This is a genomic window from Bacillus sp. FSL K6-6540 (assembly GCF_038007545.1).
Map to the genome: position 1 here is coordinate 3122992 of NZ_JBBOXH010000001.1, position 15969 is coordinate 3138960.

The window sequence follows — 15969 nt, forward strand, 5'->3', positions numbered from 1 at the left end:
GGCAAATTCATGCTGAATATCGCATTAATTGCAGTTTCAGCCGCAATTATAACCTGGCTTGAGCTGCCTAGGATGCTGCGGGAAAAAGAATACAGGGAAGTCTGGGGATTCGCGGCATTCATGATCATTGCCATAGGAATCAGTGTGGCTCAAACGATCTTGAGAGATATACCAACTCCCTTGGTCATGATTACGATTGCCTTCAAGCCGCTCAGTGATTGGCTTACAGCCATCGGTTTGATCCAATGAGAAAGGGAGCGGGGAAGATGCCTGTAGTAAAAATTTCATTGCGCCAAGTTAGCATTTTAACCGCCATGTATACAATCGGAAGCGCAATTCTTATCGTTCCTTCGGGTACGGCTAACATTGCCAGGCAAGACGCCTGGATTGCCGCCTTGGTTGGGATCGGGCTGGGCTTCATCTTCTTAGCGGTGCAGCTGCAATTGTCCCAAAAATACCCGGAATCGAATTTAATGCAATTGACTGAGAAACTATTGGGAAAATGGATCGGCAAAACGGTAAACTTTCTGTTATTACTAACATTATTTCTAAGTGGTCCAGCATCAGTGTTGCACGAAATTAGTGACTTCATGACCATCCAAATGCTGCCCGAAACCCCGGTTCAGGCGATTATTTTCCTCTACGGAGCACTTGTTGTCTTGGGGGTACGTTTAGGGCTCGAAGTGCTGGCCAGATCAGCGGAGATGCTATTTCCATGGTTTCTTTTTCTGTTTCTGTCCATGAGCATTTTATTGTTGTCAGAAATTAAATGGGAGAATGCACTTCCCATTTTCGAATCGGGAGCCAACCCTATTTTCCCGGCTGCGATCTCTTTCGCTAGTACTGCGTTTCTGCCAAACATCGTGTTGATGATCATCTACCCGGGAGCCGTCAACCGCCCGGCGGAGACAAGCAAGGCCGTTTATATTGGAAGCCTATTGGGAGCGGGGGTGCTTTTTACGATTATTGGATTAGCAATTTTGGTCTTGGGTCCGGACATTGCGGCACGAAATATGTATCCAAGTTATATGCTGGCCAAGAAAATCAATATCGGTAATTTTCTTCAGCGCATTGAAGCGGTCATGGCGGTGATGTGGTTTATCACTTTGTTTTTCCGAATCTCCTTGTACTTTTACGCCATTGCAATCGGCATCAGCCAGATATTTAATATCAAAAATTATCAGCCGCTGGTCGTGCCGCTAGGCTGGATACTTGCCGCGGTTTCCGTCTTTATATATCCCAATGTTCCTTACAAGTTGGAATGGGACGCAAAGACTTGGATTCCGTATACGATCACCGTCGGATTTATATTTCCATTGGTGTTGTTCGGGATGCACGGACTCCGTAAATTGCGGTCCAAAAAAACAAAAAAGTCCTCGAAATCCGCCTGAACGATTGGAGGACAAAGTGGGTTGTTCGATAATCCACTGTAATCGTGATTGGAATGGAAATAGCTTGGCTGTGCGATCCGTCTACTTGTAGACGGTTTTTTATGTTGAACCGGCAGGAAAGGGTAGATTTTCTCTTGCGCACTAATATATGAAGCCACTCAGACTTCATAAAAGAACGGCAATTGTGCTTTATGCAAATCCTAAGGCTTATCACCGATTAAGCCCAACAAAAACATTTGAGAATAAGCGTAACCTTTATAAGTCTTGGATAAACACGAAGGAATCGTAAGATCCAGATCCATGTAGGTAGTCAAGATCAATTGAGTGAACTCCTTCTGGTTCGTCAAGGAATGCTCCTGCAATTGTTTGGCGAATTCCTTGCTGACATGTTCTCTTCCTCCAAGTGCTTGCTGTAATAGGTAACCTGCCAAGTATAACTCGGCAGCTGTATCTTCATCTGTCCCTCGATGCTCAGCTACATAATTGCTGATCCAGTCGCGAACAAGAGTTGAAGGGTCTGTGTTATTCTCCTTCGCAATCTCTTGAAAGCTCTCCTTGAGGTCTTTGGATAGACGGATGTGCAGATTGGTATCCATGGGCAAAGCCTCCTTAACGTAGTGAATCTATTGTACGCATAATGTAAACACGTTGTCAACACAAAATAAAGACTCGCGAAAACACCGGAAAAGCTCCGGTGATAACCGATAGAGGGAGCAACTCCCATCCAGTGCTTGAAATGACGGTTGAAGCAGATACCGTGATAGCCAGAGACAAGAACATATACACGCTAGAAACCGGGACTATCGCGATTTTTTGTTTTATTTGTTTTAAATGATGTGGAAATCAGCAATTAAGAAGAAATCATTGATAGTCGAGTACGATAAAATCAGTGAGTATGCTCAATATGTGAATCGAGGAGGACTTAATGATGGGTAGAATCATTCTGACTATGCAGACTACGATGGACGGCATTGTATCAAATGAAGATCAATGGATGACATTAAATGAGGAAATCTTTGAAGATTATTTAGAGTACTATAATACTATAGACACGATTATTATAGGCAGCAATTCGTATTCATCATTAGCACAGCATTGGCAAAATGCAGAGAATTCATCTAACGACGACCTTGAACGAGCTATAGCCAAGCGCATAAATGCCATCCCCAAATTTGTGATTTCCAGCACGAAAATGGATCTAACTTGGATAAACTCTCAGCAAATTCTAGTAAATGGTGAAAATTCCATGGCTCATGAAATCGAGATCCTCAAAAATAGAGAAGGGAATATCTCGGTAGAGAGTGGAGTAAGAACGTGGCAATTATTTATCCAACATGATTTATTTGATGATCTGTGGTTATTTATACATCCGGTAATCGTTTCACAGGGAGAACGGTTGTTTGCGCTTGCAAATAAACGATTCACTATGAACCTTAACAGCAGTAAAACCTATGGCAACGGTGTACTTGGACTGTACTACAGTAAATAGGGCACTGCTATGAGAAGAGGTCCTATTCGAGGAAACCAGTGCGGCCAGCGTCTCTAAGATGTACGCTGGCCGCCTTTATTTCAATGGGGATAAGCCGTATCGAATTCGATGCCGCACGGACCGCCATTCGGATTGACGTCAAGGTTGATCTCCGTGCCGTCTTCCCGGAACAAAGGCCGATAAAATGCACCGATTTTGGTAGCCGACGCGTTGGCGTAATGGCAGATGAAAGCGCGGCGGAACCGGTTGGATTTGTTGCGGTAAGAGCCGTGGATCAGGTTGCCGTTAAAGAACAGGACGTCCCCTTTGTCCATGATCGCGGGGAGGACCTTTCGATCCTTGGGCGGCTTCACGAAATGAGTGGTAAACGACTCGTTCGAATCGGCTTCTTCCGGGCATACCAGGTCATAATCACTTGTTTTCGGAACGACGAGCAAACCGCCGTTCTCTTCATTAGCCGCGTCGATTGCGGTCCATGCCGCGATGCAGTTGCCCGGTTCCACCTGCAGGTAGAAGTTGTCTTGATGCAGCGCTTGGCCGCGGGAGCCTGGAGGCTTGTAATAGAACATGCTTTGGGCGGCGAGCGCCGGTTCCCCGTACAAATCGGCCAATACCTGCATGACCGGTTTATGCAGCATGTATTTCTTCGCGGTTGCATGAAAGCGGTGCGGATGCATAACGCGGGGATAACGTTTGAGCGGTTCAACGGTTTCATCGTCCAGCACAGGCTCAAAGTGGCCGGGCACGGTCGTGTGGCTGATCTCCTCAAACGTTGCTTCGATCTCCGACAGCTCCTCCTCGCGGAAGAGGCCTTTTACAATCAAATATCCCTCCGTTTCGAATTTGTGCAGCTGTTCTTCCGTCAATACGTGTAACTTCTCTCTCATAGCAATTCCTCCCGCAAATTAATGGTTTTCCTGTTGACAATAGAATAAGGTCTGCTTAACTTGAGAGGAAGTATGATTTCTGCTTAATATTACCGGAATTCTGCTATTCGGGGTACAGAGGAGGAGAGACCGCTTGAGAACGCCGGCTGATAGGCATGCCATATCCTTAGAAAGCACCGGAACCATATTCGGCGATCATTTCGAGCAAGACGATTCTTATCGCCTGCGTCGTCCTAACGGAATGCAGGACTGGCTGCTTGTTTACACGCTGCAAGGTGAGGGCTATTTCCGCACGCCTGCCGGGGAGAAACGCTGCGGATCCGGGCAGCTCGGCCTGCTGCGCGCCAACATCGCCCATGAATACGGGACCGTGCAGGGGACGCATTGGAACTTTCTTTGGATCCATTATCCCGGGCTCCCGGAAAACGGGATGCTGCCGAACGAGGAGTTTCTGGTCGAAACCTTGCCTGATGAACGTGTCCGAGGCCGTGTCGAGCTGGCCTTTCGTAATGTGCTGCAAGATTCGCTGGACCGGTTAGAACTGTGGGAAGCTCTGTGCGAGAACGCCCTGCGTGAGATTTTGCTTCTGCTTGCACAGCGGACAAACAAGAGGCTAGATCCCAGAGTCGAGCAAACGCTTGGGTTGTTATCCCGTTCGTTAAAAGAAGACGTCAAAATTGATGCCTTATCCCGAGAGATCGGAATTTCGGGATCCAGGCTGGCGCACTTGTTCAAACAGCAAACGGGATCCACCATTTTGGAGCATCTGAACCGGATGAGGGTTCGCCATGCCGCTTTATTGATGAGCCATTCGGGCCGTACGGCGAATGAAGCTGCCCACGACGTAGGGTTTAACAGTTACAATCATTTTGCCGATCAGTTTCGCAAGCAGTTCGGGGTTTCGCCGAGGCAGTACCGCCAGTCATGCAGGCATCCATGAATGTGCCGGGTTTACATTTGATGCCTGAATGAAGACGGTGCAGATATATCAGACTAACATACGAAAAGACAGGAAGGACTGCTGAAGGGCAGTCTTTTATTTTTCTATTCCCGGATTTGAGATATCATCGGTTTCTCAGCCATTTCGCTATGATCCCAATTGTAGAATTTCATAAAGAGCTTGATAAAATTGAGAAAGATACCATCCGTATGACGGTCCCTTGCTGTTTATGCGGGGCCGCTTATGATGCGGCTTTTTTGTCGTTTGGCCTTAACTTTGTGACAGAATCGAGCTTGGTTAACCGCTAGAAATAACAACTTTTCTGCTGTGATGCTTCTGCTTCTTTTGAAATATCCACATTGTCGAATAAAGGGACAAGAGGAATATGGCATGATCGTTATGGATTGACACCATCCCGGTATTTGCCTAATATACGGCCAGACGGTTCCGCTAGTCTTCCATATTCCACCAGAGCGGGTTGCGTCTAATCATGACCAAAGGAGGTTCAGTTTACTAAAAAACAGAGGCTGAATGCCTGCCGGATTCGTTCATAGCTATTAGAGCGGTCTTACGGGATAGTCAACACCGAAATCTAAGGAGGTCATTTATGAGATTTGCAAAAAGCGGCAAGTACCAGGTATTTATGCTGGCATTGTGTCTGTTATTGGTTTGTTCGGGCGGCGGTCTCGCCGCTGCTTCCGGGGAGAGCAGGCTTGCTCAAAAAACATACGGAACACCGGAGGAAATTCTCGTTCCTAACAACTATACGGTTGCCGTGTTCAACGGTACGGCAGGGAAGGAAGAAGGCCGCAACGTTCTTTATGCGACCAGTAAAGGAAAGCCGGGGCATCTTAACGTGATCGATCTGGAGGATTATAAACTGCTTCGCAGCATTCCGATCGGCCCCTCCGAAAGCTCCTGGGCACATACCACGGCACCGGACGGTACCTTGTTCCTTGCGGCCGACGGCGGCGGAGCGAGGCTGTGGAGTTACTCACCGGTTACTCATGTCCCTGTGCAAGTTGCACAGTTCGATGGCCAGTCGGTTCCGAACAGCATCACCACGGATGAACAGGGCCGCGTGTATGTCGGAACCTATCCCGGCGGCAAAGTGTACCAGTACGATCCGGCTACGAAGCAAACCAAAGATTATGGCCGAGTCATCGGGTCGCTTGACCAGGAGTATGTGCGCTCCATCGCTTACCAGGGCGGCAATATATATGCCGGTACCGCGCATAAGCAGATCGTACGCGTGAATTTAGCGACCGGTGAGAAAACAAATATCGCGGCTTCCCTGCCGGTTAAAGAAGACACCGTGTATGACCTGAGCACGATTGATAACCGTTATTTGTTTGCCCGATATACGGACGGAAGCGGCATTCCTGGAGAGGCGTTTATCTACGATACACAGACGGAAAGCTGGCTGGATGTTGTGCTGGAGAACGTAACGGGGCTTCACGCAACGGACTCGCTTGACGGAAAACTGTATTACATGTCCGACAAGAAGTTGAAAACGTTTAATCTTGCCACGCATGAGGTCGAGTTGACCGGCATGGAGTACAACAGCGGATTTCGGGGAGTAGATTGGGTGGAATTTCCCAATAATCCGGAATACCCGGGCAAAAATCTGGTGACCGTCCGTTATGACGGCGGTGTTACGATCATGAACATCGAAACCAAGCAGGTGCACCTGATGCCGCCGGTCATCCCGGGTCTGCCCGGCGTTGTCAACCGGTTGAAAAGCGTATCGGACACTCAATTGATCACCACCGGCTCGCAGGCCCGTTCCTCGCTCGTCGATCTGACCAATAACACCGCAACGCCGTTCAGCATCGGCCAAGCGGATAGCGTTCATGCCGTAGGCAATAAAGTCTATATGGGCGTGTACCCGGAAGGCGGACTGTACGAGTTCGATTTATCGACAGAGCCTGGAATGAACAATCCGAAGAGACTGGCCGTTCTGGGCAACGATCAGGAGAGGCTGGTTGATATCTCCAGTTCCAAAGGCAAGCTCTACATTTCGACGATTTCCGGTTACGGCACTTTGGGCGGCTCGTTGACCGTTTATGATACCGCCACCGGAGAAATCAACGTTCATCGCAACGTCGTCCAGAATCAGAGCGTGCTCAGTACGACGGTTCATGACGGCAAGGTGTTCGGTTCCACCACGATTCGGGGCGGACTGGGCTCCGAGCCGACGGAAGCGGAAGCGAAGATTTTTGTTTGGGATGAAGAGACGCAACAAAAAATCACCGAGTTTCCGCTCCGGGTTCCGGGACTGGATAAACCGATATTCATCGGAGATCTTTCGGCCGGTCCGGACGGTTTGATCTGGGGAGCATCCTATGAGTATATTTTTGCGATCGACCCCGATACGTATGAAGTCGTGAAGAGCAAAAAAGTGTATCCAAGCTTGAATTTCAGCCAATGGGCGCATCACCCGCTCCGCTGGTCGGAGGATGGTCTGCTTTACGTGCTGTTCAACAACAAATTGACGGTCATCGACCCTGAAACGCTGGAGCATCGGACATTGGCCGACACCTCCAGATTCGATTTACATGCCGACGGGAATCTCTATTTCACGGACATGCAGACCAATACGATTCTGTATCGGATGGAAGTTGACGGAGAAGTCGTGGAAGAACCGCCGCATACGGCTGTTCCCGTCACCAATCCTGGTTTCGAAGAGGAAATGAAGGGATGGAGTCAATTATTCGCTCCAGGCAACGGTTATCGCTATGATCTCAGCACGGAACGCAGTTTCACGGGAACGCACAGCCTGAAGATTACGGACACGCTGAGAACGGCATCCGTTGCCGTCCAAAGTGATGCGATTCCCGTCATCCCGGGAGAGGAATATACGGCAGGCATGAATCTCTATATTGAATCGGGCCAGCCGGGCTTTATGTTCCGATTCTTTGACAGCAATAACGCCACGATTTCCACACTGGAAACCCATTTGGATGAATCGCGATTGGCCCAGTGGCAGAAAGTGACGCTCAGAGGGAAGGCTCCGGCTAATGCAGCTTATGCGAAACTGATTGCGGTAACTTCCAGATACAATGTGGCAACAGCCTATTATGACGATTTCTTTGTAACCGTAAAAGACAGCGTTCCTCCCGTCACGACGGTTAGCCTATCGCCTTCTCCCAACGAGAACGGCTGGGTGAATACCGATGTGTCCTTGTCCATCTCTTCCGACCGCGCGTACTCTATTGCATATGCTGCGGAAGGCGCGCAGCCGATAGAGAAGACCACGGTAAAAGGGAGTACGGCTCAGCTTCAAATCACTGAGGAAGGCGTCACGACGGTTACCTATTCCGCCACCAACTTCTCAGGCGTATCTGAGGCACCTGGAACGCTGAACGTGCAAATCGACAAGACGGCTCCAGTCGTTGAATTCACCGGTGAGCGAACGTACACGGTAACCGACTCCGTATACGTTTCGTGCAGTGCCGTCGACAGTCTGTCAGGGTTAGCTGACAATCCTTGTTCTCTTCCGCTGCTCGAACGTCCTGCCTATTCCTTTGAACCGGGCTCCCATGAAATATCCGTAACGGCAGTCGATCTGGCCGGAAATAAAACGGAATCCGTCTTTCGTTTTGAGGTAGCCGTGACCTATGACAGCTTGATCGGGCTGGTAGAGCGTTTCGCAGGAAGCGATCAGGGAATCGCACAATCGCTGTCTACGAAGCTGCAAGGCGCCAAAGAGGCGGAGGATCGGGGCAACGACTCCGCTAAGCAAGGCAAGCTGAACGCTTTTACCAATCAGGTCAGGGCACAATCCGGCAATAAATTGACGGATGAACATGCGGATGTGCTTGCAAAGCTGGCAGCATATCTATAAGCGGACTTAAGGCAAGGTAATGAATATCGACCATGCGTTTCTAAACGCTCGTTTATTTAATAGAAACAGCCGCGTAAACCACGCGGCTGTTTCTTTTTTTCGGAATGATACCGGCCCTCCCTTGTGGGATTGTTCGACAACCTACGGCACGCAGGACGATGTTAATAAGGCTGCAACCGTCGAAATTTGTCATAACAATTCCGCGTTTATACAACTAAAGTAGCAATTATTCGATGTCATATTGACTGGAAATTAAAACCTCACTAAAATGTGTTATAACAAATTATGAATTACATAACAAATGTTAGTACAAGTGAATAGAAGGGAGGTGTCATATTACTGTACCAAGCAGATATTGCTGATGATCTCGCACAGCTCAGACTTCTGCTACACGCCATTCGATTAGATAAAGGAGGTCATGATTAAGCATGGACGCCCGATTAAACTCGGCATCCCCACAGCCCGCTCCCAAACCCACCCGGTGGACGCATGTTAAGAGGCAGCTAAAGCGAAATATCGGGCTGTATATCATCATTTCCCCGGCAGTGCTTTACTTTTTGATCTGGCATTATTGGCCGATGTACGGCGTACAAATCGCTTTCAAGGATTTTATGCCCGGGCTTGGCATCTGGAACAGCCCATGGGTCGGGTTCGAACATTTCGAGCGGCTGTTTGACGCCTATTATTTTTGGACGATTCTGAAAAATACGATCGGGATCAGTTTATACGGACTGCTGGTCGGCATTCCCGCACCGATCCTGCTGGCGCTATTGTTCAACGAGATTCGGAATCGCAAATTCCGCTCATTCGCTCAAAGCATTTCTTATGCTCCTCACTTTATTTCGGTCGTCGTTGCAGTCGGTATCCTGTTTTTTTTCATCTCGCCTACGAATGGCGTCTTTAACTCCATCCTAGTCTCCTTGGGGAAGGAACCGGTCGATTATTTGGCAGAGCCGTCTAAATTCTGGCATCTCTATGTCTGGTCGGGCGTATGGCAGGGAGTTGGCTGGTCTTCACTCATCTACAGCGCAGCCATCTCGGGCATCTCGCCGGACCTGTACGAGGCGGCATATATGGATGGCGCCAGCAAATTTCGCCGAATTTGGCATATTACGATTCCCGGCATCGTCCCGACGATCGTCATCCTGTCTATCTTGAGTGCAGGCGGCATCATGAGTGTCGGCTTCGAGAAAATCCTGTTGATGCAAAATGCGATGAACCTGGAAACCTCCGAGGTAATCTCCACTTACATGTACAAGAGCGGACTGCTTAACACTCAGTACAGCTTTTCGGCGGCAGTCGGCCTGTTCAACAATGTGATCAATTTTATCATCCTGATCATCGTTAATGCGGTTGCACGCAAGGCGGGGGAGACCAGCTTGTGGTAAAGGCCGTCGATGCAGGAATAGGGAGGGAACCTAAGAAGTGCTGCTGAACATTAAACGAACGCCAGGAGAAAAACTGGCCGATATCATAATATTAGTGCTGGCGATTCTCGTGACCATCGTCATTTTGTACCCGCTCATTTTTGTTTTGTTTGCGTCATTCTCCGATCCGCGCCAAATATGGGACAAGCCGCTGCTGCTCTTTCCGGCAGGCTTCAACCTGGACAGCTATGCCAAAGTATTCGAGAACAGCGAAATATGGAGCGGGTATGCCAATACGCTGCTTTACGCTCTCGTGGGTACCGCGATCAATATCATGATGACGGTATTCGGTGCGTACCCGTTATCCAGAAAGCGCTTTTATGGCAAGGGACTATTCACGCTGCTTTTTGCTTTTACGATGTTTTTCAGCGGCGGATTGATCCCGCTGTACTTGGTGAACAAGGAGCTTGGATTACTGAATACGATGTGGGCATTGGTGCTGCCCGGAGCGATCAGCGCCTACAACATGATTATTATGAGAACCTATTTTCAGACTCGGATTCCGGTGGAACTGGAAGAGAGCGCCTACGTCGACGGCTGCAACGATTACCATATGCTGTTCCGAATCGTGCTGCCTTTGTCCATGCCGATCATTGCTGTGATGATTCTGTTCTATGGAGTGGGCCACTGGAACTCGTATTTTGACGCTATGATTTATTTGACAGACCGGGAGAAATTCCCGCTGCAGCTGATTTTAAGAGAAATCCTGGTGCAGAACGACTTCAAGGAAATGGCCGGAATTTCGGTCGGCGCCGAATACGCGGATCAGATGATGGTTAAGGAAGGGCTGAAATATGCGATCGTCGTATTATCCGCCCTGCCGCTCTTGCTATTGTATCCGCTGCTGTCGCGATTCTTTGAGAAAGGCATCATGGTGGGAGCTATCAAAGGGTAAGCCGATATAGGAGCGGTCAATTACCGCTTGGAACTCATAATCATGAAAAGAGGGGATATGGATTTATGAGAAAAGGAATGAATCTTCTGCTTGCTTTCATGTTGACATGCTCGTTGACGCTTTCCGCCTGCGGCGGATCAGGGGGAAAGGCGGAGCCGGAACCAGTCGGAACGGACGGAGACACCGGGAACATCAAGCTAAGGATCGTCAAACGCGGATATACCGATGTGCATCCACCAGCTGATCAATTATGGATGTGGCAAAAATACGAGGAGATGTCCGGAATCGAGGTTGAGTTTGAGGAGCTGGCCGGTTCCGCCGTAACCGAGAGGAAAAATGTCATGCTCGGCTCCAACGACCTGCCCGATGCGTTCTACCGTATTGCCTTCGGCACCGACGAGCTGATGAAATATGGCAAGCAGGGCTTGTTTGTTCCGCTCGAGGACTTGATTGAACAGCATGCGCCGAATTTAAATAAGCTGCTCAAGGACAACCCGGATATCAGAGGAGCGATTACGATGTCGGACGGACATATATACGCTCTTCCATACGTTGATTTTTCGAAAGCGTTCAATTCCGTTCGCCTGTATATTAATCAGGATTGGCTGGATGAAGCGGGGCTTGAAGTGCCCAAGACGACCGAGGAGTTCCGCCAAGCGCTCATGAAGGTTCGGGAGAAGGACAGTTCCCGCCTCGGCTGGGTGCTTGAATCGCAGTACTGGACCTTCCTGGAGAGCTTTCTGGCCGGCAGCTTCGGCATGGGCGAAGGCGGCGCCAAGGCTTTCGGACAATATCTCTATAAGGACGCTGACGGACAAGTCAAGACGACGTTCAACGATCCGAAATACAGGGAGCTCTTGCGTTATATGAGCGATCTGTACAAGGACGGCTCGTTGGCTCAGCAGAATTTCACGACCGGCTACGATTATGCCAAATGGTCTACGGACGGCTCCAACAATTTGATCGGCTCGTTTGTATGGGAAGGGCCGGGATATATCGGAAAGGAAGCGGCCGAAAATTATGTGGGCATCCATGCCCTGGAAGGTCCGAACGGCGATAGAGTCGCGGGGGTGCTGGGACCGCCGGCCAAAGGGATCTTCGGTTTCGTGATTACCAACAAAAACAAGTATCCGGTCGAAACCATCAAGTGGATCGATTATTTCTACGGTGAAGAAGGGATTAACTTCGCTACCTTTGGATTGGAAGGAGAAACTTACGAACTGGTGGACGGCAAACCGAAATACAAGGACGAAATATTGAACTACAAGGGTGGCGTGCAGCTGGGTGCCTTCCAATATGTTGATAATGTGTATGGCGCTTATTATCCTTATGTTGAGCCTGACGACGATTTGCGGATGGCGGCTCGCGGGACGACGGTCGCTGACGAGATCAAAGCGGATCCTGCCGAGCTGGATGAGCTGGCGCCCAAAGAGCTTTGGCCGGATTTTGTTCCCACGGATGACGAAGCCAACCAAACCAGCGCGATTCTGACCGACATCAATAAATACATGGAGGAGATGCGGGTCAAATTTGTTACGGGTAAAGCGAGTCTGGACACGGGTTGGGATAACTACGTTAAGACCTTGGACAAAATGGGGGCCCAGCGTTACCTGGAAATCAAAAGAGCGCAGTATGAACGCTATACGAACGTGAAGTAACCATGACGGGACGCAGGCATGATCGATCGGGGCGGTTTACATGCCAATGATGCAAACGCTATAATTTTAGTTGGACTAGATCAAACCGGAAAATAGATAAAGATGGGATGAGAACCAAGTTGACCAAAGACAATAAACCGCTGTACCGCGTGATGATGGACGAGCTAAAATCGAAAATTTCATCCGGCCTGTACCCTTCCGAGGCCCAGCTTCCTACCGAGGCCGAGCTGAGTACGGCCTTCGGCGTGAGCCGCATTACAACAAGAAGAGCGCTCGAGGAGCTGGAGCGGGACGGGTTCATCTACCGCGTCAAAGGAAGCGGCAGCTTTGTCAAACCCCGGCAGCGGGGGCAGGAGCAGCGATCGGTTGGAACGGAAAAAATGATATCGCTGATCCTGCCTTCCGAAGACGACCGCGGCACGATGGGGTATATTCGCGGCGCTTCGGACTGGCTGAACGCGAACGGCTACTATTTAAGCATTCATCAGAGCGATTATGACTCCCAGAAGGAGCGCGATCTCCTGGAGATGCTGACCCGAAAGGGCATTGCAGCCATTATATTGTACCCGCGGAACGATCATACGAACTACGATATCCTGCATCGGCTGTGCCTTGAAGATTATCCGATCGTGACCATCGATAAATATTTTGACAGCCTCCCGCTCGGGGCGGTCGTTTCGGATAATTGGAGCGGCTCTTATCAAGCCGTATCCCGATTGATAGAGCTTGGACACCGAAAGATTGCGTTTCTGACCGCGGTCAGCATTGAATCCACTTCGTCGGTGCGCGACCGGTATTTCGGATACTGCCAAGCGCTAAAGGACCATGGGCTTCCCCTTGACAGTCGTTATATCAGGCTGAACATGAAGGGTTACCGGGAGAAGGTCGGCGTGGAGCAATTTTATAACGAGCTGCTGGACTCGTACAAGACGGAGGGGGTGACGGCCGTTCAGACGGAAAATGATCTGATCGCCGCCAACCTGCTAAACCTCTGTTTGGAGAGGGGGATCCGCATTCCGGACGATATCTCGATCATTGGCTTTGATAATAATCCGGTCACGGAGCATGTGATGATCCCTCTCACTACCGTCGAGCAGAACTTTTACGAGATCGGCCGCCAAGCGGCCGAGCATGTCGTAAACTGGCTGGAGAGAGGGAAACCGACACCGGGCAGGGCGCTGATCCCTGTTAAGCTGGTGGAGCGGGATACGACCGCTCCTGCTCCGAAAGAGAGATCGGGCAAGTAGATACGACATAAAGGCCGATTGTCTGCGGATGCATTTTCTGCGGGCAATCGGCTTTTTGTTCGGTATGTAAAAGTTGAATATACATATTCTTTGCTTACTCGTACAAGGCGCAAGCGTGGTACATTATTTGGAGGGATGAAATTCGATTGGCGATGTCCATCAAAGAGAATGATTCGAAAGAATATAACGCTCAGCCCCTCCGAACAGGTAAACCATGACACTGACACCATGCTAAGCTAGTCGCGAAAGGAGGTGAATTTCATGAGTACGATTCATATGCTGGTCGGGATACCCGGCAGCGGAAAAAGCTATTATGCCAAACAATTGTGCAAAAGCGAGCGGGCCGTGCTGGTTGCGACGGACGCGATACGCGAAAGATTGTTTGGCAGCGAATCCAAACAGAAAAATACGTATATGGTATTTGACGAGGCTTTCGCCGAAATCGAAGATGCGCTGAAGTCGGATCGAAACGTCGTATTCGACGCAACGAATGTCAGCCGGGAACGAAGACTGAAATTTCTGAAACGGTATGGCGATCGACGGGTGGAGTGCCATATCTGCACGACTCCTTATGAAGTGGCCCTGGATAGAGTTAAGAGACGAAAACGCCGGCTTGATGAGAAGATCATGACCAAGTATGCCAAGAATCTTGAATTTCCGGTCATGGGGGAAGGGTTTGTCGATCTGCATCTCGTTCATGAGGCTGGTGAAACTCAGCTGGCAAGAGAGGATTTGGAACAGCTGCTAACGCGCAGGCCGGATCACGATGAGTTGTTCGGTTACTTATCGCAATCCCCCTATTTTCAAACGATGCTGGGATTTGATCAAGAGAATCCGTTCCATTCGAGAACGTTGTCGGAGCATACGTTTGCCGTGCTGGAATACATCCAAAATTGCTATGAAGGTGAAGGCGATCATCTGCTGGCTATGCAATTAGCGGCTCTGTTCCATGACGCGGGCAAGCCGTTTTGCAAAGTATGGAAGCAGGCTCGAAGATACTATTCCTATTATGGACATGAGCATGTATCGGCCATCATGGCATGTCATGCCTTAAAAGACCTTGGGTATGAGGATGAATTTGTGCTTCATGTCGTCCAACTTGTCAGCTTCCATATGGAAATATTGCATGGAGGCGATGCCGGCGCATCCAAGATTTATCATTTGTTAGGCGAGGATTTGCTGGCTCAGCTGTATTTCTTCGCAGAGGCCGATACGTTCGGCAAGTAAGAGAGGTGAACAACGATGAAAATGAAATACCCCAGAACGATGCATCTGCCCTGGTCCAGAGGTTATACCGACGACGATAAGATTTTGCGGAATACCGACCATTTTAAGGGGCAGGAGGTCGTCATTACCGAGAAAATGGATGGGGAGAACACCACCATGTACCCCGATTTCATTCACGCCAGATCCCTGGACAGCAAGGATCATCCTTCCCGTCATTATGTCAAGACGCTGCATGGGGGCATCAAGTATTTGATTCCGGAGGGATATCGTCTCTGCGGGGAAAACGTCTATGCCAAACATTCGCTTTCGTATTCGGCGCTGCCGTCCTACTTCATGCTGTTCTCCCTGTGGAATGAGTTGAATGAGTGCCTGTCATGGGATGAGACGGAGGAATGGGCGGAACGTCTGGGGCTGGTTACGGTTCCTGTGTTGTACCGGGGAATCTGGGACGAGGAGGCTGCCAAGGCTTGTTATACGAAGCGATCTTGCTGCGGCGGTGAACAGGAAGGTTATGTGGTTAGGCTTGCTTCCGCATTTGCATATGACGATTTTAAGCATAGCGCTGCCAAGTATGTCCGCAAGAATCATGTTCAAACCGACGAGCATTGGCTGAGCAAACCGGTGGAAGCGAATCATTTGGCTGCAGGAGATTTGAACGGTAAGTAAGTATTTTATTGTTTTTAGAATATGAGGTGTTGATCATGTAATTTCTAAATGCTTTTTAATAAAATGATGTGGATACATAGCACTGATATGAGCTGCCGCTAAAATGGGGGCTTTTTTTATTGGAATTATTGCAATATTGCAAATCAGGTTACCATATTTTGTGAGTGCAGGTATAATGAGCATATACTTTAAGTGAATACAGAATCAACCTTATTCGATGATAGGAGATTATATGAACAATAACAGGATGTTTAGCGTTTCGGCACCGTCTGGCATTAGATTAATGGTTTCCATG

13 protein-coding genes are annotated in these 15969 nt (G+C 49.2%); 11 read left to right on the forward strand and 2 right to left on the reverse strand.

The genetic code is table 11. The features are described from left to right. Nucleotides 1-9 precede the first annotated feature (9 nt). Together MHH82_RS13980 and MHH82_RS13985 are read left to right on the forward strand one after the other, a co-directional pair. Nucleotides 10-249 (forward strand): hypothetical protein, encoded by a 240-nt coding sequence (locus tag MHH82_RS13980; protein WP_015734974.1) that lies wholly within the window; start codon nt 10-12, stop codon nt 247-249. Nucleotides 250-266: 17 nt separating this feature from the next. After that, nucleotides 267-1391 carry a GerAB/ArcD/ProY family transporter gene (locus tag MHH82_RS13985; RefSeq protein WP_036663366.1) on the forward strand — a complete coding sequence of 375 codons (1125 nt, stop codon included), beginning with the start codon at nt 267-269 and terminating at the stop codon, nt 1389-1391. 200 nt (nt 1392-1591) lie between these two features. Here MHH82_RS13985 and MHH82_RS13990 read toward each other — a convergent pair whose 3' ends face one another. Further along, nucleotides 1592-1987, reverse strand: coding sequence for a CopG family transcriptional regulator (locus MHH82_RS13990; protein ID WP_015734976.1), 396 nt, complete (start codon nt 1985-1987; stop codon nt 1592-1594). A gap of 329 nt (nt 1988-2316) precedes the next feature. Between MHH82_RS13990 and MHH82_RS13995 the strand changes: the two genes are divergently transcribed. Next, nucleotides 2317-2880, forward strand: coding sequence for a dihydrofolate reductase family protein (locus MHH82_RS13995; RefSeq protein ID WP_145036043.1), 564 nt, complete (start codon nt 2317-2319; stop codon nt 2878-2880). Nucleotides 2881-2960: 80 nt separating this feature from the next. Here the strand turns inward: MHH82_RS13995 and MHH82_RS14000 are convergent, their stop codons facing one another. Then, nucleotides 2961-3767, reverse strand: coding sequence for a phytanoyl-CoA dioxygenase family protein (locus tag MHH82_RS14000; protein ID WP_036663364.1), 807 nt, complete (start codon nt 3765-3767; stop codon nt 2961-2963). A 133-nt stretch (nt 3768-3900) separates the two neighbouring features. Here MHH82_RS14000 and MHH82_RS14005 point away from each other — a divergent pair, with 133 nt between their 5' ends. The 8 genes from MHH82_RS14005 (at nt 3901) to MHH82_RS14040 (ending at nt 15674) form a co-directional block, all read left to right on the forward strand. Then, complete coding sequence (locus MHH82_RS14005; protein ID WP_036663363.1) at nt 3901-4707, forward strand: helix-turn-helix domain-containing protein; 807 nt, start codon at nt 3901-3903, stop codon at nt 4705-4707. 607 nt (nt 4708-5314) lie between these two features. Continuing rightward, entirely contained in the window at nt 5315-8554 is a 3240-nt protein-coding gene (locus MHH82_RS14010; RefSeq protein ID WP_340966269.1) for a hypothetical protein, read from the forward strand. A 428-nt stretch (nt 8555-8982) separates the two neighbouring features. Then, nucleotides 8983-9942 carry an ABC transporter permease gene (locus MHH82_RS14015; protein WP_015734981.1) on the forward strand — a complete coding sequence of 320 codons (960 nt, stop codon included), beginning with the start codon at nt 8983-8985 and terminating at the stop codon, nt 9940-9942. Nucleotides 9943-9979: 37 nt separating this feature from the next. Next, on the forward strand, nt 9980-10876 hold the full coding sequence (locus tag MHH82_RS14020; RefSeq protein ID WP_096775595.1) for a carbohydrate ABC transporter permease: 897 nt from the start codon (nt 9980-9982) through the stop codon (nt 10874-10876). A 65-nt stretch (nt 10877-10941) separates the two neighbouring features. Next, nucleotides 10942-12534 (forward strand): ABC transporter substrate-binding protein, encoded by a 1593-nt coding sequence (locus MHH82_RS14025; protein WP_340966273.1) that lies wholly within the window; start codon nt 10942-10944, stop codon nt 12532-12534. A gap of 119 nt (nt 12535-12653) precedes the next feature. Then, complete coding sequence (locus MHH82_RS14030; RefSeq protein WP_145036772.1) at nt 12654-13781, forward strand: GntR family transcriptional regulator; 1128 nt, start codon at nt 12654-12656, stop codon at nt 13779-13781. A 261-nt stretch (nt 13782-14042) separates the two neighbouring features. Continuing rightward, nucleotides 14043-15008, forward strand: a complete 966-nt coding sequence (locus tag MHH82_RS14035) for an AAA family ATPase (RefSeq protein ID WP_145036053.1) — start codon at nt 14043-14045, stop codon at nt 15006-15008. Between the two features lie 15 nt (nt 15009-15023). Continuing rightward, nucleotides 15024-15674 carry an RNA ligase family protein gene (locus MHH82_RS14040; RefSeq protein ID WP_340966279.1) on the forward strand — a complete coding sequence of 217 codons (651 nt, stop codon included), beginning with the start codon at nt 15024-15026 and terminating at the stop codon, nt 15672-15674. Nucleotides 15675-15969: the final 295 nt, after the last annotated feature.

What these genes read in the sequence shown, in the direction of transcription:
- MHH82_RS14010 (WP_340966269.1), top strand. Translation starts at nt 5,315, where the DNA reads ATGAGATTTGCAAAAAGCGGCAAGTACCAGGTATTTATGCTGGCATTG.
- MHH82_RS13980 (WP_015734974.1), top strand. Translation starts at nt 10, where the DNA reads ATGCTGAATATCGCATTAATTGCAGTTTCAGCCGCAATTATAACCTGG.
- MHH82_RS13985 (WP_036663366.1), top strand. Translation starts at nt 267, where the DNA reads ATGCCTGTAGTAAAAATTTCATTGCGCCAAGTTAGCATTTTAACCGCC.
- MHH82_RS13995 (WP_145036043.1), top strand. Translation starts at nt 2,317, where the DNA reads ATGATGGGTAGAATCATTCTGACTATGCAGACTACGATGGACGGCATT.
- MHH82_RS14000 (WP_036663364.1), bottom strand. Translation starts at nt 3,767, where the DNA reads ATGAGAGAGAAGTTACACGTATTGACGGAAGAACAGCTGCACAAATTC.
- MHH82_RS13990 (WP_015734976.1), bottom strand. Translation starts at nt 1,987, where the DNA reads ATGGATACCAATCTGCACATCCGTCTATCCAAAGACCTCAAGGAGAGC.
- MHH82_RS14035 (WP_145036053.1), top strand. Translation starts at nt 14,043, where the DNA reads ATGAGTACGATTCATATGCTGGTCGGGATACCCGGCAGCGGAAAAAGC.
- MHH82_RS14040 (WP_340966279.1), top strand. Translation starts at nt 15,024, where the DNA reads ATGAAAATGAAATACCCCAGAACGATGCATCTGCCCTGGTCCAGAGGT.
- MHH82_RS14015 (WP_015734981.1), top strand. Translation starts at nt 8,983, where the DNA reads ATGGACGCCCGATTAAACTCGGCATCCCCACAGCCCGCTCCCAAACCC.
- MHH82_RS14025 (WP_340966273.1), top strand. Translation starts at nt 10,942, where the DNA reads ATGAGAAAAGGAATGAATCTTCTGCTTGCTTTCATGTTGACATGCTCG.